Source organism: Phreatobacter sp. GW821-FHT04C01 (genome assembly GCF_059420385.1).
The window spans coordinates 54,194-72,339 of sequence record NZ_JBWKTP010000016.1; the positions used below are offsets into that span (position 1 = coordinate 54,194).

The window sequence follows — 18,146 nt, forward strand, 5'->3', positions numbered from 1 at the left end:
CGGTTTCCCCTGTTTTTGACGACACGTATCGGTTTGTCGGCGCGGCCCGGCTAGCGGGCGTCAGGCACCTGGCGGGTGGCCAGGAACTCCTCGAAGGTCTCGCCGCGCATTTCGGCATAGACTTCCAGATTGGTTTCGCCGACGAGACGGGCGAATTTCTCCAGCACGAAGAAATTCGCGCCCATGCGGATCAGCCCGATCCAGTCGCGGCGGGCGACCAGGTCGGTTTCCGCCGCGGTCAGCCCGGCGGCCCGGCAGGCCGCGGCCTCGTCGGCCTTGAAGGCGGCGCGCGCTTCCGGTGTCCGCATGGCCCAGAAGAAGCGGTTGAGGCGGATCTTCTCGACGCCGGTCCTGATGTCGAAGGGATAGGTGCCCTCGATCTCCTCGATGCCGGCGATCTGCGGATTGCCGGCCCGGATCTCGGCGGGCGTCGGCCGGTGCACCTGGTTTTCCTCGAAGACCAGCGTGGTCATGGCCGTGGTGGTGGCGAGATAATAGCTCTGGTGCACCTTGGTGATGTCGTCGCTGAGCGCGCCGCGCATGGTCAGCCACATGATCACCTCGGCGCTTTCGGCGCCGCCCAGGCGGACATAGTCGACATGGCGCATCCGGGCGAGTTCCATCGGGTCGCGCTCGATCAGGTCGAGGAAGCGCATGTCCCAGTCGGTGTCGTTATGGCCGGTGCGCTCGCCATGGATCTGATGCGACAGGCCGCCGGTGCCGACGATGGCGACCGAAATGTCTTCCGGGTAGGAATGGATGGCGCGGCGCAATGCCTGGCCGAGCTTGAAGCAGCGCATGGCGGTCGGCAGCGGATATTGCACGACATTGACCATGATCGGCACGACCGCGCCGGGCCAGCCGCCCTCGTGCGGCCAGAGCAGCGGCAAGGGCGAGAACACGCCGTGGTCGAGTGGGCGATCATGGAATACCGCGAGGTCGAATTCGTCGGCGATGACCTGTTCGGCGATATGGGTGGCGAAGGCCGTATGCCCCGGCAGCATCGGCAGCGGCCGGCGCCCGGCGCCCTCGTCCGCCACGTCGTGCTCGGGCGAGACGCCGATCGCGAAGGTCGGATAGAGGTCGTAGAAGAAGGCGTTGAGGTGGTCGTTGTAGAGGAAGACCAGCACGTCGGGCTTCTTGTCGGCCAGCCAGTCGAAGGCTGGCTTTGCCCCTTCGAACAAGGGCGCCCAGGCGGGATTGTCCCATTTCTGTTTGTCATAGGCGACGCCGATCGTCGGCACATGCGACATTCCGATGCCGCCGAGAATACGAGCCATTTCCAGTTCCTCCAGATGCCCCGGCCTTGTGGCGGACGACCGGCGGAAGCAGCCGCGGCCAAGGCCCGCGGCTTCCGTGGTCGGGCCGCGTGCCGGACGCGGCCTTGATCCTCGCGGATCTCGATCTCTTGTTGTTTGCCAGCTTCCGGTGCGTAGCCCACGCGGTGAAGCCGCAAATCCCTGCAACGCTATCGAAAAGACTTATGAAGAGGCTGCGGGGCTGGGTCCCAGCACGAGCCGGTCGATGGCGGTCGCGCCCTGCCGCGAGACGAATTTCCACAGGCCGTCCCGGCGGACCAGGCGATCGTCGAACTGACCGACCGACAGCGTTCCCGCGCCATCGGCTTCGACGCCGACAAGCACCGAATAGCTGAAGGCTTCAGCCGCATCCGGACCCTGCATGGTGACCACGGTATTGCAGACGAGATGACGCGCGAGCCTTGCCGGCCGCGCCCGGAAAGCATCCAGGATCTGCGGCCGGCCGACGAGTGGGCGATCCGGCGCCGAGGGGCGGGCGAAGACCGCATCGTCGGTGAAGAGATCGGCCAGTTCGTCCCAGCGGCCGGCATCGTTGAGCAGCGCGAAGCGGCGTATCACCGCCTCGATGGCCCGTTCGTCGACAGCGCCCTCACCCTGGCCGCCCATGTCGGGTCCCCCTAGCGGGCCGGCGCGGCGGGCGCGGGCAGGAGCATCTCGTTCAGCAGTTCGTCGACGGTCACGACATCGCCGAAACTCTGGAAAACCGTCGAGAATCCAACGTTGTGGTCTTCCTGGTAGCGCGCCGCATTGGCGTCGGACACCATGGCCACGTGATAGTCGAGCATCATCGCGTCGCGTGCCGAGGTCTCGCAGCAGAAATTGGTGAGCATGCCGACGATGACGACATTGCGGATGCCGCGCGCCGCCAGTTTCTCCATCAGGTCGGACTTGCCGGGAATGAAGGCGCTGAAGCGCAATTTGCTGGCGTGGATATCGTCGGGGCGGATTTCGAGATCGGCATGCAGCTCCTGGCCCGGCGCGCCTTCGGTCAGGTTGTCGCGATGGCGGGCGCCGTTCTCGGGCGTGAAGAAATAGTCGTGATAGACCGGCCAGAGGCTCTCGCCGTCCTTGCCGGCGACCATCTTGACCCAGGCGACCGCGCCGCCGCGCTCGCGCAGCGCCGCCGCCAGCCGATTGATATTGGGGATGATGGCGATGGCTTCCGGTACGTCACGCACGTAGAAGTCCTGCATATCGATGACGACAAGTGCCGTTTCCTTCGGCTCGAACCGGTCGAAGACACGAAGACGGCCCCGCTTCTTCATGACGCGCTCGATGACATAAGCCGGCATTTTGAACGGCGCGGGTGCTTTCATTGCGAAGATCCAAGTCTTATTGGCCTGAGGGCGTCCCGAGACGCGTGTTTGTCTCGAGAGGGTGCCGCGCCGAGGCCCCCCGGCATAGTTGAAACTCGTCATGTCAGGACCTAAAAGACTTATATGGTCTCGGAACGCATGGCGCCGCAGGGACGCAATCCCCTGACGATCAATCCGAAATATCTGCGCGCTTTCCTGACCGTTGCCCGCACCGGCAGCGTCATCAGGGCCAGCGAAGAGGTTCACCGCGCCCAGTCGGCCGTCACCCGCTCGATCAAGGAACTGGAAGCCGGGCTCAATGCGCCGCTGTTCGAGCGCAGGGCTTACGGCATGCTGCTGACCGAATTCGGCCGCGTGCTGCTCGAGCGGGTCGAGGTCGCCTTCGCCGAGATGCAGGCGGCGCGGAGCGGCTTTCGCACCCAATGTCCGCAGGGGCGCTGGAACGACAATGCCCCGGTCTTCTCGCTGTCGCTCAGCCGGCAGAGGCTGCTGGTCTTCGTCGATCTCATCGAACAGCGCCACATGGGCGCTGTCGCCGACGCCTTCGGCATTTCGCAGCCGGCGGTCAGCCAGGTCTTGCGCGAAGTGGAGCAGGGGCTCGGCATGACGCTGGTTTCGCGCACGCCGACCGGCATCCTGCCCAATGGCCTCGGCCTGATGCTGTCCATGCATGTCCGGCGGGCGCTGGCCGAATTGCGCAAGGCCGAGGCCGAGGTCGCCTCGCTGCAGAGCGGCGTGTCCGGCCAGGTCGTCGTCGGCACGCTGTCGCTCGGCCGCAACCGGCTCCTGCCGCGCGCCATCATCGCTTTGACCGAGACCTATCCCAATCTCAAGGTGAGCACGGTCGAGGGGACGTTCGAGCACCTGGCCGTGCTGCTGCGCGCCGGCGATATCGATTTCGTGCTGGGCGGCCTGCGTCCGCCCGAACATATGGTCGGGTTATCCTCCGAAGTCGTGGTCGAGGACATGCTCGGCGTGATCGTGCGCCGCGGCCATCCGCTCACCGCGCATGCGGCGATCGACTTTCCCGATCTCGAAGACGCGCGCTGGGTGCTGCCGCAGCGTGGCACCTCGACCAGGACCGCGCTGGAGGTGTCGCTCAGCGAACGCCGGCTGCCCGCGCCGAGCGTGATCGTCGAGACCGCCGATATCGCGATTACCCGCGGCCTGCTGATCGGCAGCGAATTCCTGACTGCCGCCTCGCCGCATCTGTTCCAGCACGAGATCGACGCCGGCGAGCTCGAAGTGCTGCCCTTGCCGCTGCCCGCCAGCCGGCGCGGCATCGGCATCGTCCAGCGCTCCGACAGCAAGCCGTCGATCGCCGCGCGCCTGTTGATGGACGGCATCCGGCAGATCCACCTGTTGTGAGCCGGTGCACCGGCCGATCTCAGTCGGCGACGTTGCTCAGATTGACATATTGCTCCGCGATCACCTTTCGGGCGGTCTCCGAGCCGGCCACATGGTCGAGTTCGGCCATCTGCATGCCGCGCTCGAACGGCGTGTGGTGATCGAACCTGTGCAGCAGGTCGGTCAGCGACACCGAGAAGCGGATGGTCTTCCAGACCCGGTCGATGCAGTCGGCGCTGTAGCGGTCGAGGCCGGTGCGCGCGCCTGTCGTGAAATAGGAGACCATCGACCGCGCCAGCACCCGGACATCGGCCACCGCCATGTTCAGGCCCTTGGCGCCGGCCGGCGGCACGATATGCACGGCGTCGCCGGCCAGGAACAGGTTCCCGTATTGCATGGGGTGGGCGATATAGGAGCGCAGCTGGGCGACATCGCGCTGGAAGATCTCGCCCTCCTGGATTTCCGACCGGCCTTCGTCGAACATGCGCATGTGCAATTCGTCCCAGAAACGCGCGTCCGACCAGTTCTCCGGCGCGTCGGAGGCGGGCACCTGCAAATAGAGCCGCGATATGCTCATCGAGCGGCGGCTGCACAGGGCGAAGCCCCGGTCGTGATTGCTATAGGTCATGTCGGCGATCGGTGCGGCCTTCGCCAGCACGCCGAGCCAGGCGAAGTCATAGCTGCGCGTATAGGTTTCGATCACGCCATCGGGCACCGCGCCGCGGCTGACGCCGTGGAAGCCGTCGCAGCCGGCGATAAGGTCGCAATCGAGAACCTTCGCGACGCCCTCATGGCTGTAATGAATGCGCGGGCGGCCGGTCTCCAGGTCTTCGAGCCGATCGACCTTGGCTTCGAAGACGAGCGGGCCGCCGGCGGCGAGGCGCGCCGCGATCAGGTCCTTCACCACTTCCTGCTGGCCATAGATCCGGACGCCGCGGCCGGTGAGGCCGGGCAGGTCGAGATGGATGTTGCGGCCCTTGAAGCGCATGTCGAGGCCGTCATCGACCAGCCCCTCGCGCATCATGCGCTCGCCGAGACCGAGATTGTTCAGCGTGTCGATGGTGCCGGCCTCGAGCACGCCGGCCCGCACCCGGCCCTCGACATAGGCGCGGCTGCGCGCTTCCAGGACCACGGCTTCGATACCCTGGCGCGCCAGGAGATGCGCCAGGAACAGGCCCGCGGGTCCCGCGCCGACAATTCCGACCTGAGTTCTCATGGTCCATTCCCATTGGTATCGCTGTTGCTCGCCGGCTTCTAACGTGCGCCGGAGCGGCCGGACCAATGGAAAACCGTGCGGGCGCCTTTCAATTCGCTTATCGGCAGGGCGTGGCGGAGGGGGATACCGCGCGCTGGTCAGCGTGAGCGGGGTGCTCAAGTCGTGGATGGCCGGGACAAGCCCGGGCAAGACGCAGTGATTGACCTGGTGGGCGATCAGATTCGTGGCCGGCTGGTCACCCGCCCCAAACTGTCTGAGCAACTTGCTCGTCTTGGCGGGCTTGTCCCTGATATCGACAACGTGTCTCAGGCTCGGCCGACGCTTGGCGATGGCGCCTCTCCGCTTCGTGATTTGATTTCTAAGACGACCGGTCATATTTGCTGGCCATGGCCAGACACAACACCCGCGAGCAGATCGTCGAAGCTGGATTGAAGACCCTTCTCGAAAAGGGTTTCAACGGCGTCGGCGTGCAGGAAATCACCGCGCTGGCCGGCGTCCCCAAGGGGTCGTTCTACAATCACTTCGAAAGCAAGGAAGCGCTCGGCGCCGAGATCGTCGAGCGCTACGGCAAGGCCGGCACGCGCCGGCTCGTCCTCGCCGACACGTCGGTCGCGCCGCTGGACCGGCTGCGCCGCTATTTCCAGTCGCTGAACGCGCGGCTGGTCGAATCGAATTTCGAGCGTGGCTGCCTGCTCGGCAATTTCAGTGCGGAAATGTCCAATCAGAGCCCGCTCATTCGCGACAGCCTCGCCGGGCTCTATGCCCGCTGGACCGAGGATATCGCGGTGGCGGTCAGGGACGGCCAGGCCGACGGATCGATCCCCGGCAAGGTCGAAGCCGGTGTTCTCGCCGGCTATCTGCTGGATGCCTATCAGGGCGCGCTGCTGCGCGGCCGGGTCGAAAGGGACAACCGTTCCTTCGACCGCTTCATGCAGATCGCCTTCACCCAGATCCTGACCTGAACCGAGCCGGTCCCGCCGAAACGCGGCGGCATCGGACTTCCATTGTCATTTCCTGAGATGACCAGTCGTCTTAGAATCATTCCGCGAGGTGCCATCATGAGCTGCGCTGCCGCTACCGCCGAGCCCGACCAGAGAGCCTTCTTCTCAACCCGTGCCATGACCGTCTTCGGTATCGTCACCGCCGCCACCTTTTCGGCCAGCGGCAGCGCGCCGACGCCGCTCTACCGCCATTACCAGGAGGTGATGGGGCTCTCGCCGGCGGTCCTGACGGTGATCTTCTCGGCTTATGTGCTGAGCCTGCTGACGGCCCTGCTGACGGTCGGTTCGCTGTCCGACCATATCGGCCGGCGGCCGGTCATTTTCGGCGCGCTGATCCTGAATGCGCTCGCCATGGTCATGTTCATCGCGGCGGACACGGCGGCGGCGCTGACGCTGGCGCGGGTGGTACAGGGCTTTGCCACCGGCGCCGCGACGACCACGCTCGGCGCGACCATCCTCGACACCAACCGGGTTCAGGGACCGCTCTATAACAGCGTCACCGCCTTTGCCGGGCTGACGCTCGGTGCCCTTGGGTCGGGCGCCCTCGTCACTTTCGCGCCGGCGCCGACACAGCTGATCTATATCGTCTTGCTGACCGTCTCGGCCCTGGCAGCCGCGATGCTCTGGTTCATGCCGGAAACCGCTGAAAGGCGGCCGGGTGCTCTCGCCTCCCTGCGTCCCCATGTCAGCGTGCCGCCGCAGGCGCTCAAGGCACTGGCCCGGGTGACACCGGTCAACATCGCCACCTGGGCGCTGGGCGGCTTCTATTTCTCGCTCATGCCCTCGCTGGTCCGGGTCGCCACCGGCCTGACCTCGCCCTTCATCGGCGGCATGGTGGTGGCGGCCCTGCCTTTCGCTGCCGCCATTGCCGTCGTGCTGGTGCGGCGGCTGACCGCCACCACCATGCTGACGGCGGGCACGTCGGTGCTGGCGCTGGGCGTCGCGATCACGCTTGCCGGGGTGCACGCGCAGCGCGTGCCGCTCATGCTGCTCGGCACGGTGATCGCGGGCCTCGGCTTCGGTTCGGCCTTTTCCGGCACGTTCCGGTCGGTCATCCCGCTGGCGGCGCCCAGCGAGCGGGCCGGTTTGCTCGCCGCCTTCTATGTCGAGAGCTATCTTGCCTTCAGCCTGCCGGCGATCATGGCCGGCCTCGCCGCGCCGCTGCTCGGCCTCGGCCTGTCCAGCGACATCTACGGTGCGGCCGTCATCCTGCTGGCGCTGACGTCGCTGGTGGCCATGCGTTCCGGGCGCCGCGCGGCTGCCGCCACGCCATGAGGTCCTGGACCACCCGACGCCGCCCCGCCGTCTCAGGCGGGACGGGGCAACCGGTCATCCGCCGGATCATGCATCGCCTGAAAGTGCTCGAGCACGTGATCGCGAGGATTGTCCGCGACCGCGCCGCTCAGCCCCTCGGCCGCACCGCGTGCGGCTTCGGTCGCGCGCGGAACCATGATCGCCTCGTAGTCGGCCACCGCCCGGCGCCAATCGCCGCGCTCGGCCAGCGCCAGGGCGAGATCGGCGCCGTCGGCCATCGCGCCATTGGCGCCTTCGCCGCCGAAGGGCGACATCAGATGAGCGGCGTCGCCGATCAGCGTGACGCCCGGCCGGTTGGGCCAGTGATGGCCGACCGGCAGTGCATACATGGGCCGCAATGCCAAAAGCGCTCCTTGCGTGATGAGGTCGATCAGCGTCGGCGCGAAACCGTCGAAATAGGCCGCCAACTGCTCGACCGCCCGGCCCGGCGTGGCGCGGTCGAGCTGAAGCGCGTCTTCGGCCAGACGCAGCGCCGCATAGACCCGAATATGGCCATTGGAACTGCGTTGGGCGACCAGTGTCCGCGATCGTCCCTTGGCGAAGATCTTGCCATGTCCGACCAGGGCGGCGATCGCGGGATGGCGCCTGTCGGCATCGTCGATGCCCAGTTCGGCGAACATCACGCCCTCGTAGAAGGGCACCGCGTCGGAAACGAGCGGCCGCACGCGCGACCAGGCTCCATCCGCGCCGACGACCAGGTCGAACGCCTCGCCGGTGCGGCCATTGGCCGCCACCGCATGACGGCCGTCAGGCAGCGGCGTGACCGCCTCCACCTTCCGGCCCCAGCGCACCATGCCATCAGGCAGCGCATCGAGGAGCAGCTGGCGTAGCTGGGTGCGATCGATCTCCGGCCGGTCGCCGGTGAAATCCGTGTCCTCGAACAGCAGGCGGCCGTCCGGATGATAGACTTTCCCGCCCTGGTCTTCATAACGCGCCAGCCTGCGGAAGCCATCCTCGAGACCGGCGAGGCGAAGCGCGCGCTGGCCGGTCTCGGCATGCATGTCGAGCGACCCGCCCTGCGGCCGGGCGAGCGGGTGGGCGTCGAGCTCGAATACCGTGGCGGTCATGCCGTTCACGTGAAGGATGCGGGCGAGCGTCAGGCCGCCGAGCCCTCCGCCGATGATTGCGATCGAGGGGTGTTGCGACATCGGGGTCTCCTGGGATAGGTTGTCCATAGGTGCCTATATATATCTATATAGGGTCCAATGTAAATATCTGGATAGGATGTGATGTAAATGTCGGAGGCGGAGGAGGACTGGCGGCCCCGGACAATGCCGACGCTGCTCATCGCGACCGCCGCGCGCATGCTGGCGCGGATTGCCGATGCGGGGCTTCGCGATATCGGCATCAGCGTCAGCCAGTTTTCCGTGCTGGTGCCGTTGAAAAACGGCGCGCGCCTGTCGCAGAAGGAACTGGCGCGTCTCGCCGGTGTCGAGCAGCCGAGCATGGCGCAACTGCTCGCCCGCATGGAGCGCGACGGCCTGATCCGGCGCGAGCCCGATCCGTCCGACGGCCGAAGCAGCCTGATCTCGCTGAGCGATGACGCACTGGCGCGGATCGGCCCGGCGCGCGCGGTCCTGCTGCAGGGCGATCAGGACGCGTTGGCGGGTTTCGACCAGGCCGATATCGACAGGCTGACGGTGCTGCTGCACCGCGTGATCGCCAATGTGAAGGGCAGCCAGGATTGCCCCCCGCCGGGCGTCGGCGGCGCGCCGCCGGTGGCAGGTCCGGCAAACGGCTCACGATGAGCCAGTGGCGGCCGGCGGAGCCGTCCTTTGGTTGCCGCTCTCGGGCCGCCGCTCTTGGACTGCCTCTCTTGGACTGCCGGTCCGCGCCTCGCTGTCGGTTACGCCGGCAAGGGCAGCGGTCCGCCGGCATTGATCTCGGCGGAACGGGCGATCCGCAGCGCCAGCGCGTCGGCGAAACGCCGCGCGACCACCTGCAGGCCGATCGGCAGGGCGGAGGCGCTGCGTCCGACCGGCACCGAGACGCCGGTCCATTCGAGATAATTGACGAAGCGGGTCAGGCCGCCGGGAGCGCCGGCCTCGTCGACCTCGGCGATCGGCACGGCCGGGATCGGCGAGGTCGGCAGGATCAGCGCGTCGATACCCTCAAGGGCGGCATTGGCGGCGATGATCCGTTCGGCCCGGCGTTCCAGGCCGGCGAACAAGGTGGGGCCGGAGAGACCAGCGCCGCCACGCAGGCGCTGGGCGACCGGCGCGCCGAGCGGCGAGGGCTCGGCATCGGCGAGCGCGCCGTAGCGGCAATAACCCTCGACCATCATCAGTTCGCCGCAGGCGGTGGTGTAGGTCGCAAGCGTCTCCGGCAGCATCAGCCGGACGACCCGCGCGCCGGCCTGTTCCAGGGCGCGGGCGGCGGTCTCGATGGCGGCGGCCACCTCGACATCGACGGCCATGTCGTGGTCGAGGCTGACCAGGCCGATGGTCAGGCCCTTGACGCCGGCTTCGAGGCCCGAGACGAGGTCGAGCCCCGGCGCGCCGGAGGTCGAGGCATCGGCCGGATCCGAGCCGAGCATGATCTGGCCCATGACGGCGGCGTCGCGTACCGTGCGGGTGATCGGCCCGATCGTGTCGAAGGCGAGCGCCAGCGGCACCACCCCGGCGCGACTGACCAGGCCGTAGGAGGTCTTGTAGCCGACGGCGCCGCACCAGGCGGCGGGCAGCCGCACCGAACCGCCGGTATCGGTGCCGAAGGCGAGCGGCACCATGCCGGCGCCAACAGCCACGCCCGAGCCCGAGGACGAGCCGCCGGGCACCCGCGCGACGGCGATATCATGCGGATTGACCGGGGTTCCCGCGACGACATTGGTGCCCCAGCCGCCAAAGGCATATTCGACCGTATTGGTCTTGCCGATGACGATGGCGCCGGCGGCCCGAAGCCTGGCGACCACGAAGGCGTCATAGGCGGCGGCCGGCAGGTGATCGCGGGTGACCGATCCGGCGCGGGTCTGCTGGCCGCCCACGTCGATGATGTCCTTCACCGCGACCGGCACGCCGTGCAGCGGGCCGCGGCGGTGGCCGCGGGCCTGGAGCTGGTCGAGCAGGGCGGCCTCGGCGCGGGCCTCGTCGCCGAGCACGGTGATGAAGGCCTGCAGCCGGCTATTGTCGCGGCCGATGCGGGTGAGCGCCTGGTCGACCACGGCGCTCGCCGTGGTCTGGCTGCGGGCGATGGCATCGGCGGTGGCGACGGCGCCGAGTGCGGGCAGGGAGGCCAGATCGGTCATCAGACAGTCTCCAGGACAGGCAGGCTGAGGCGGGCGGCGACGAGATCGGCGATTGCCAGCGAGGCGGTCAGCCCCGGGCTTTCGATGCCGAGCAGATTGACCAGGCCCGGCACGCCGTGGACCTGCGGGCCATCGATGCGGAAATCCGGCATGGGCATGCCCGGGCCGTGCAGCTTCGGCCGGATACCGGCATAGTCGGGCTGCAGCGCATTGTCGGCCAGGCCGGGCCAATAGGCGCGAATGGCTGCGTAGAAGCCGGCGGAGCGGGCGGGATCGACGATCAGGTCGGTTTCGTCCTCGACCCATTGGACGTCGGGACCGAAGCGGCAGCGGCCCTGCAGGTCGATGGTCGCATGGACGCCGAGGCCGGCGCTGTCGGGCATCGGATAGACCAGGTGCTTGAACGGCTGGCGGCCGGCGAGCGAGAAATAATTGCCCTTGGCGTACCATTGCCTGGGAATATGGGCCGATGGGAAGCCACGCAGGGCGGAGAGGAATTTCGGCGCGAAATGCCCGCCGGCATTGATCACCGTGCGGGCGGTGATCTCGGTCGGGGCGGCGCCGCCGGTGGTCAGCACGATGCCGTCGGGCCCGATCTCCGCCGCGACCACCGGGGTTTCGAAGGCGACCATGCCGCCGGCGGCCTCCAGGTCGCCCTGCAGCGCCAGCATCAGGCCGTGGCTATCGACAATGCCTGTTGTCCCCGAGACGAAAGCCTTGATGCAGGAGACTTCGGGTTCCAGGGCGCTGGCCTCGTCCGCGGTCTTCCAGGCAAGTCCGGCGACGCCGTTGGCTTCGGCCTGATCCCAGATCGCCCGCAGTTTCGGCAGCTGGCTCTCGTCGGTCGCCACCATCAGCTTGCCGCACATGACGGCCTCGACGCCGCGCGCCGCGGCATAACGGTAGAGCAGCTCCTTGCCGCGCAGGCAGGCGGCCGCCTTGATCGAGCCGGTGGGGTAATAGAGCGCGGCGTGGATCACTTCGCTGTTGCGCGAGGAGGTGCCGGTGCCGATGGCATCCGCCGCCTCGATGACCAGCGTCTCCTTGCCGGCCAGCGCCATGCGGCGGGCGGTGGCGAGACCGACCACACCCGCGCCAATGACCACGGTGTCGATGGAAAAAGCTGTCATGGGCTCTCAGGCACTCGTCCGGACCAACCCGCCTTTCTTAAGGGGGCGAAGGCGAGGCGGGAAGAGTGCGTCACGGGAGGCTGGTCGGCGGGAGCGCGGCAAGGCCTGAAGCCCGTGGACCCGCGACATGCGCATGACCTAAGGGGTCCGCGGAGCAAGGTCCGCCAGAAACCGCAGCAAGGCTGCGTTGACCGTGTCGGGGCGCTCCTGCTGGATCCAGTGGCCGCAGCCGGGCACCTCGATCGTCCCGGTGAGCCGCGGCACGAGGTGCGGCATGTCGGATATGATCTGGCGCATGCCGGGAATGCCCAGGCCGGCGTCGCGCTCGCCGACCATGTACAGGGCCGGCACCGTGACGGGCAGGCCATTGAGGCTCCGCTGCAATTCCCAGTTCCGATCCAGGTTTCGGTAGAGATTGAGGCCGCCGCGAAAGCCGCGCGCGCTGAAGGCCTTTTCCAGGACGTCCAGGTCTGCCTCGGTCAGCCAGGCGGGCAGGGCGGCTCGGTCCGGCAGCGGCGCGAGCAGGCCCTGCGCACGGGAGACCATGCCGAACGGATTGGGCGTGCCGTCATTTGCCTGGCGCGGCCCCGCGTCTCCGGACGCGGCGACGAGAATCTTGCGCAGCGTCATGCGGATATCGCGTTCGAACTCAGCCTCGGCCACGCCGGGTGCCTGGAAATAGAGGGTGTAGAACAACGCCTCTTCGGTTTGCGGAAAGAGCTTGCCGGGAGCCATGGGTGGCGGCCCCATCATGGGGACGCCGAAGGCCGCCACCGCATGGAAGCGATCCGGACGCATCAAGGCCGCCTGCCAGGCCAGCGTCGCACCCCAGTCATTGCCGACAATGACGGCGGTCCCGGCATCGAGCGCGTCCAGCAGGCTCACCATGTCGCCGACCAGATGGAGGAGGGTGTAGCGGTCGATCTCCGGCGGGCCGGCCGTCGCGCCGCAGCCGCGCAGGTCCGGCGCGACCACGCGGAACCCAGCCGCGGCAAGCGCCGGGAGCTGATGGCGCCATGAATACCATGTCTCGGGAAAGCCGTGGCACAACAGGACAAGCGGGCCTTCGCCCTGTTCGGCAATGTGCATGCTCAGGCCGTTCGCTTCGACCGTTCGGTGCCTCAGCTGGTTCATGGTGTTTCCGATCCGGCGGCGATCGCGGCTCCGCAGCGACGATTGCACTTGCGCAACTTCATATGTTACGCGAGGGACGTGAGTCAATCATCCGCAACTCAGGAAGTTGCGCAATCGCCTTGGCCGGCCAGCGCGAAGGAAAGCCGTTCGATGAGGAAGGACAATCGTCTGTCCCGCATGCTGCACGTGCTGATCCACATGCGGTTGCGTGGCGGCAGCACGACTTCAGAAACGATCGCGCTGATGCTCAATACCAATCCGGTGGTGGTGCGGCGGGTGATGGCGGGCCTGCGGGAGCAGGGCTATGTCACGTCGGAAGGTGGCCATCATGGCGGCTGGACGCTCGCCTGCAGGCTCGAAGAGCTGACGCTACTGGATGTTCACCGCGCCCTCGGCGCGCCGGATGTGCTCGCCATCGGGCTGGCGGTCGATCATCCCGCCTGTCCCGTGGAGCGGGCGGTCAACGTTTCTCTCGACAAGGCGTTTCGCGCCGCCGAGGCGACATTGCTGGACCGGCTGGGCCACCTGTCCGTGGCTGATATCGCGGCGAATGTTGCCGGCGCAAACGAGGCCGCGCGGGGGTGATCCGGCGCCCCTGCTAGCTGCCCAGCCATTGGACAAAGCCTGTTGCGATCAGGCCCCACAGCCCTATGCTGATCACCAGCGCGACGCGCCAGGTTCCCGCCGGTCGCTCGAAAGCGATGGCGCGGTCGATCGGGACATGTATCCTTCGGTCGTACATGATCGCCGGTCAGCGCTGTGGACGATGCGACAAATCCTAATACACCCTTAAAATTTGTCCATAGGGTCAGCAACAATTCGTTACGATTGCTGTGAACAGCCGATCCGCGGTCAGCGCCACCGCCGATGCAGCCAGAGCCATTGCTCGGGATGCTCGCGCACCCAGCCCTCGACGACATCGGTCATGACCTGCATGGCGCCCTTGACGTCGATTCGGCCCTCGGCGTCGCGTGGCAGGACGATTTCCTCGGTCGCTTCCAGGCGGAAGCGATTGCCGGGCAGGCGGATGACCCGGGCGCCATGGACCGGGCAGTCGAATTCGCGGGCGAGCTTGGCAGCCGTCGGATTGGCCTTGGCCGGGCGGCCAAAAAAGGTCACGTCGACGCCGCGCTGGAGATGCTGGTCGATGAGCATGCCGATATGGTTGTTGCGCTCGAGCTCGCGGACGAGCTGCAGCACGCCCGAACCGCCCGAGGCGACCATCTTGCCCATGGTGCGGCCGCGGATCTTCTGGATGGCGCGCGCCACGAAGCGATTGTTCGGCATGCGGTAGAGCGCGGTCATGTCGAGGCCGTGGGCGGCGGCGGCGACCGCCGGCATTTCCCAATTGCCGAGATGGGCGGCGAAAAAGATCGCCGGCTTGCCGTCGTCGCGCAGCCGCTCGTAGAGCGGCACGTCGTCGGTGACGACGCGGCCCTGGTTGGGGCGGGCCGCATCGAAATCCCACAGATCGTCCATGCAGGCATATTCGCAGGCGGTGCGCCCGAGGTTTTCCCAGACGCCATGCAGAATGGCCTGGATCTCGGCCTCGGATTTCTCCGGAAAGGCCGCTTTCAGGTTGGCCTGGCCGATGCGGTTGGCCTTGATGAAGCGGCCGATGCGCGGCGCAACCCAGCCACCGAGGTCGCTGGCGCGATCAGGCCCGAGCGAACGCACCAGCTTGAGGCCGGCGAGCACGATCATGCCGACCACCCAGTCGAGTGGCAGCATGGCCCAGGGATAGTTGTGGCGAAGCCAGCGAACCAAGAGCCCGGCCGCCCCTAGATCTTCACGAGGATCTTGCCGAAGACCTTGCGGCTCTCCAGGCGGTCGAGCGCCTCCTTGAAGCGATCCATCGGCAATTCGGTATCGATGACCGGCGTGACGCCGTCGGCGATGCGCTTCAGGCCGTCGGCAATGGCGCGGATCGGCGCGCCGAAGGAGCCGAGGATCTTGTATTGCTGCTGGAACAGCTGCATCAGGTTCATCTGCACCGTGGCGCCCGAGGTGGCGCCGCAGGTGGCGAGCCGGCCGCCGCGTTTCATGCACAGAAGCGAGCCGTTCCAGGTGTCGGCGCCGGTATGTTCGAACACCACGTCGACGCCCTTCTTCTTGGTGATCTTGCGGACCACGCCCTCGAAGCGCTCGGTGCGGTAGTTGATCACGTGATCGGCGCCGATGGCCTTGGCCTTCTCGGCTTTCTCGTCGTCGCCGACCGTGGTGATGACGGTGCAGCCGAGCGCCTTGGCGACCTTGATGGCGACCGTGCCGATGCCTGAGCCGCCGGCCTGGACCAGCACGGTCTCGCCCGGCTGAAGCTTGCAATTGTCGAACAGCATGTGCTCGACGGTGGAAAAGGTGATCGCCGCGGTCGCCGCGTCGCTGAGCGAGACGCCCGCCGGCACCGGCACCACCAGGCGTTCTTCCATGGTGACATATTCGCAGGCGAAGCCGTCGATGTGGAAGCCCATGACACCGCCGACATTCTCGCAGAGATTATCGCGGCCGGAGCGGCAATAGACGCAGGTGCCGCAGGTCTTGGCGCCGAACATGACGACCGGATCGCCGCGCTTGAAGCGGGTGACGCCTTCGCCGACCGCGTCGATCGTGCCGGAGGCCTCGGCGCCGGCGACCAGCGGCATCTTGCGCTTGGCAAACGCCATGCCGCGAAAGCCCCAGACGTCGATATGGTTCAGCGCGACGGCTGCGATCTTGATCCGGACCTCGCCGGCGGCGGGCGCCGGCGCATCCTCGATCTCCTCGAGGCGAAGGTCGCGGTCACCATGGAGGCGGAGCGCGCGCATCAGGTTCTCCTTGAATCCTATCGGCTTTCCCAAGCGCACCGCGCTCATTGAAAACGAGTGGCGCTGCCTAAAGGGCGGGGCGGGCGGCGTCAACTCGCCCGCCTCCCGCAACCCCGGCGGTGACGCCGCTCGTCATGCGGGAGAACGTCAACTTATGGGTATTGGCCGGCAGCACAAAGGGTTGATGACCGGCATCGGGTCCTCTATAGCAGGCCCGAATGCTAAACGATGCCCTTCGCGGGCAAACGTCGCCTATTGTCTCGCACCATGTTCGCCGGATGGCGGCCGCACGGAGACCCCTGATAATGTCGTCCACCTTCGAAGCCGTCTCGAAGATCATCTCGGAAACCTGCGATATTCCGCTCGAGAAGATCACGCCGGAGAGCCACGCGATCGACGATCTGGGGATCGATTCGCTCGACTTCCTCGATATCGCCTTCGCCATCGACAAGGCGTTCGGGATCAAGCTGCCGCTGGAAAAGTGGACGCAGGAGGTCAATGAGGGCAAGGCCAAGACCGAGGATTATTTCGTGCTCGGCGCGCTCTGCTCGAAGATCGACGAACTGGTCGCCGCCAAAAGCGCCTGACCCGGTCAGCGCCGGAGACCCGCGTCCCATGCGGCTTGAATATTTCCAGATGATCACGCGCGTCGTCTCGTTCGACGCGCAGGCGAAGACACTGACGGCCGCGGCCGACGTGCCGGCGGAAAGCCCCGTGTTCGAGGGCCATTTCCCGGGCTTTCCGCTGTTGCCGGGCGTCTTGATGATCGAGGCCATGGCCCAGACGTCGGGCTGGCTGATTCTCGGTCTCAACAAGCTGACGGCCATGCCGTTCCTGGTCGGCACCAATTCGGCCAAGATGCGCGATTTCGTGCCGCCTTCGACGGCGCTCGAGGTCACCGCCCACCTGATCGGCGACGGCTCCGGTTATGCGGTGACCAAGGCTTTCATTACCCGCCAGGGCAAGAAGGTCGCGGAAGCCGAGATCAAGTTCGCGGTGAAGACGTTTCCCGATCCCAAATTCGCCAAGATGATCCGCGAGTGGGGCGAGCGCCTGGAATTTCCGTTCGAGAAACTCGAAGCGGCCTGACGACGATGCGATAATGAGGAGTGCTTGATGTCGATTGCCCGGGAACGCGAGGCCTGGATCACTGGGATCGGCCTTGTCACGGCGCTCGGCGAGGGGCTCGACGCGCATTGGGCGGCTCTCGGCGGTGGACAGGACGACTGGCTGAAGCTCGATTCGACCACCCACGCGCCCTATCACGTGCATCCGGCGGCCGCGATCGACGTGATCAAGCAGATCCCCGACCGCGGCGATCGCCGCCAGATGGAAGCCTGGCAGCGGCTCGGCACCTATGCCGCGGGTCTCGCGCTCGATGATGCCGGCATCAAGGGCGACAAGGACCTCCTGTCGGCCATGCATATGGTGGTCGCCGCCGGTGGCGGCGAGCGCGATTATGCGGTCGACGGCCAGGTGCTGACCGGCCTGGAGACCTCGAACACGCCCGGGCCGTTCCTCAACGAACGGCTGATGAACGATCTCAGGCCGACCCTGTTCCTGGCGCAGCTGTCGAACCTGCTCGCCGGCAATATCTCGATCGTCCACGGCGTGGTCGGCTCGTCGCGCACCTTCATGGGCGAGGAAATGGCCGGCGTCGACGCGGTGCGCGTCGCGCTGGCCCGCTGCCATGCCAATCAGGGCGACCTGTTCCTGGTCGGCGGCGCCTATTCGGCCGAGCGGCCGGACACGATCCTGCATTTCGAGCTCGGCCATATGAACTGGACCAAGCCCTGGGCGCCGGTGTGGGGCCGCCAGAAGGATGGCGGCGGTACCATCCTCGGTTCGGTCGGCGCGTTCCTCGTCATCGAGGCCCGCGAACATGCCGAGAAGCGCGGCGCCAAGCCGATCGCCAGGCTGACCTCGGTGACCTCCGACCGCACCGCGCGCAAGGACGGCCAGGCCGAGCATTCGCTGGCGGTGCAGTGGAACGCCATCTCGCCGCAACTGATCCCCGGCGCGACGGTCGTCGTGTCGGGCACCACCGGCGTCGCCGGGCCGGTCAGGATCGAGCGCGACCTCCTGGATCAGCGGCGGGTGCCGACCCGGGCCACCGGCTCGGTGATCGGCCACAGCGTCGAGGCGACCTTCCCGGCCAATGTCGCGCTTGCCGCCATGATGGTGGCGCGCGGCGCGGCGGTGCCGCCGGTCGGCGGCTCGACCGATGAAGCGGCAATGACGCGCAAAGTGAAACAGGCGGTCGTGACCTCGGTCGGCCATTGGCGCGGCGAAGGTCTCGGCCTGGTCGAAGCGGTCTGACG

Annotated in this window: 18 protein-coding genes; 8 read left to right on the forward strand and 10 right to left on the reverse strand. The window is 67.0% G+C overall.

What is annotated here, in order from left to right:
* Positions 1-50: 50 nt before the first annotated feature.
* The 3 genes from AC07WJ_RS35260 to AC07WJ_RS35270 form a co-directional block, all read right to left on the reverse strand.
* The gene (locus tag AC07WJ_RS35260) at positions 51-1,280 is read right to left on the reverse strand and encodes a gallate dioxygenase (RefSeq protein ID WP_494939411.1); all 1,230 of its coding nucleotides are present in this window, start codon (positions 1,278-1,280) and stop codon (positions 51-53) included.
* 201 nt (positions 1,281-1,481) lie between these two features.
* Positions 1,482-1,925 carry a nuclear transport factor 2 family protein gene (locus AC07WJ_RS35265; RefSeq protein WP_494939412.1) on the reverse strand — a complete coding sequence of 148 codons (444 nt, stop codon included), beginning with the start codon at positions 1,923-1,925 and terminating at the stop codon, positions 1,482-1,484.
* Positions 1,926-1,936: 11 nt separating this feature from the next.
* Positions 1,937-2,635, reverse strand: coding sequence for an isochorismatase family protein (locus tag AC07WJ_RS35270; protein ID WP_494939413.1), 699 nt, complete (start codon positions 2,633-2,635; stop codon positions 1,937-1,939).
* Positions 2,636-2,758: 123 nt separating this feature from the next.
* On the opposite strand from AC07WJ_RS35270, the gene AC07WJ_RS35275 reads away from it, so the two are divergent.
* The gene (locus AC07WJ_RS35275; protein WP_494939414.1) at positions 2,759-4,003 is read left to right on the forward strand and encodes a LysR family transcriptional regulator; all 1,245 of its coding nucleotides are present in this window, start codon (positions 2,759-2,761) and stop codon (positions 4,001-4,003) included.
* A 19-nt stretch (positions 4,004-4,022) separates the two neighbouring features.
* Here AC07WJ_RS35275 and AC07WJ_RS35280 read toward each other — a convergent pair whose 3' ends face one another.
* Complete coding sequence (locus AC07WJ_RS35280; protein ID WP_494939415.1) at positions 4,023-5,198, reverse strand: 4-hydroxybenzoate 3-monooxygenase; 1,176 nt, start codon at positions 5,196-5,198, stop codon at positions 4,023-4,025.
* Positions 5,199-5,584: 386 nt separating this feature from the next.
* On the opposite strand from AC07WJ_RS35280, the gene AC07WJ_RS35285 reads away from it, so the two are divergent.
* Both AC07WJ_RS35285 and AC07WJ_RS35290 read left to right on the forward strand, forming a co-directional pair.
* A complete protein-coding gene (locus AC07WJ_RS35285) occupies positions 5,585-6,160 on the forward strand; it encodes a TetR/AcrR family transcriptional regulator (RefSeq protein WP_494939416.1) in 576 nt (191 codons plus the stop codon).
* A gap of 96 nt (positions 6,161-6,256) precedes the next feature.
* Positions 6,257-7,474: an MFS transporter gene (locus tag AC07WJ_RS35290; RefSeq protein WP_494939417.1), complete on the forward strand. Its 1,218-nt coding sequence runs from the start codon at positions 6,257-6,259 to the stop codon at positions 7,472-7,474.
* Between the two features lie 32 nt (positions 7,475-7,506).
* Here the strand turns inward: AC07WJ_RS35290 and AC07WJ_RS35295 are convergent, their stop codons facing one another.
* On the reverse strand, positions 7,507-8,661 hold the full coding sequence (locus tag AC07WJ_RS35295) for an FAD-dependent oxidoreductase (protein WP_494939418.1): 1,155 nt from the start codon (positions 8,659-8,661) through the stop codon (positions 7,507-7,509).
* Positions 8,662-8,748: 87 nt separating this feature from the next.
* On the opposite strand from AC07WJ_RS35295, the gene AC07WJ_RS35300 reads away from it, so the two are divergent.
* Complete coding sequence (locus AC07WJ_RS35300) at positions 8,749-9,261, forward strand: MarR family winged helix-turn-helix transcriptional regulator (protein WP_494939419.1); 513 nt, start codon at positions 8,749-8,751, stop codon at positions 9,259-9,261.
* A gap of 98 nt (positions 9,262-9,359) precedes the next feature.
* Here AC07WJ_RS35300 and AC07WJ_RS35305 read toward each other — a convergent pair whose 3' ends face one another.
* The 3 genes from AC07WJ_RS35305 to AC07WJ_RS35315 all read right to left on the reverse strand — a co-directional run bounded on the left by AC07WJ_RS35305 (position 9,360) and on the right by AC07WJ_RS35315 (position 13,021).
* The gene (locus AC07WJ_RS35305) at positions 9,360-10,757 is read right to left on the reverse strand and encodes an amidase (protein WP_494939420.1); all 1,398 of its coding nucleotides are present in this window, start codon (positions 10,755-10,757) and stop codon (positions 9,360-9,362) included.
* On the reverse strand, positions 10,757-11,887 hold the full coding sequence (locus AC07WJ_RS35310) for an NAD(P)/FAD-dependent oxidoreductase (protein WP_494939421.1): 1,131 nt from the start codon (positions 11,885-11,887) through the stop codon (positions 10,757-10,759). The genes AC07WJ_RS35305 and AC07WJ_RS35310 overlap by 1 nt, the downstream gene beginning before the upstream one ends.
* A 138-nt stretch (positions 11,888-12,025) precedes the next feature.
* A complete protein-coding gene (locus AC07WJ_RS35315; RefSeq protein WP_494939447.1) occupies positions 12,026-13,021 on the reverse strand; it encodes an alpha/beta fold hydrolase in 996 nt (331 codons plus the stop codon).
* A 150-nt stretch (positions 13,022-13,171) separates the two neighbouring features.
* Here AC07WJ_RS35315 and AC07WJ_RS35320 point away from each other — a divergent pair, with 150 nt between their 5' ends.
* Complete coding sequence (locus AC07WJ_RS35320; RefSeq protein WP_494939422.1) at positions 13,172-13,606, forward strand: Rrf2 family transcriptional regulator; 435 nt, start codon at positions 13,172-13,174, stop codon at positions 13,604-13,606.
* A gap of 267 nt (positions 13,607-13,873) precedes the next feature.
* Here AC07WJ_RS35320 and AC07WJ_RS35325 read toward each other — a convergent pair whose 3' ends face one another.
* Positions 13,874-14,788 carry a lipid A biosynthesis lauroyl acyltransferase gene (locus tag AC07WJ_RS35325; RefSeq protein ID WP_494939423.1) on the reverse strand — a complete coding sequence of 305 codons (915 nt, stop codon included), beginning with the start codon at positions 14,786-14,788 and terminating at the stop codon, positions 13,874-13,876.
* A 14-nt stretch (positions 14,789-14,802) separates the two neighbouring features.
* Entirely contained in the window at positions 14,803-15,825 is a 1,023-nt protein-coding gene (locus AC07WJ_RS35330) for a zinc-binding dehydrogenase (RefSeq protein WP_494939424.1), read from the reverse strand.
* 305 nt (positions 15,826-16,130) lie between these two features.
* On the opposite strand from AC07WJ_RS35330, the gene AC07WJ_RS35335 reads away from it, so the two are divergent.
* Genes AC07WJ_RS35335 through AC07WJ_RS35345 form a run of 3 tightly spaced genes read left to right on the forward strand, consistent with a single transcriptional unit; the run spans position 16,131 to position 18,144 of the window.
* Positions 16,131-16,412, forward strand: a complete 282-nt coding sequence (locus AC07WJ_RS35335; protein ID WP_136958665.1) for an acyl carrier protein — start codon at positions 16,131-16,133, stop codon at positions 16,410-16,412.
* Between the two features lie 28 nt (positions 16,413-16,440).
* Complete coding sequence (locus AC07WJ_RS35340; RefSeq protein WP_494939425.1) at positions 16,441-16,914, forward strand: 3-hydroxyacyl-ACP dehydratase FabZ family protein; 474 nt, start codon at positions 16,441-16,443, stop codon at positions 16,912-16,914.
* A gap of 27 nt (positions 16,915-16,941) precedes the next feature.
* Positions 16,942-18,144 carry a beta-ketoacyl-ACP synthase gene (locus AC07WJ_RS35345; RefSeq protein ID WP_494939426.1) on the forward strand — a complete coding sequence of 401 codons (1,203 nt, stop codon included), beginning with the start codon at positions 16,942-16,944 and terminating at the stop codon, positions 18,142-18,144.
* The last annotated feature ends 2 nt before the right edge of the window (positions 18,145-18,146 follow it).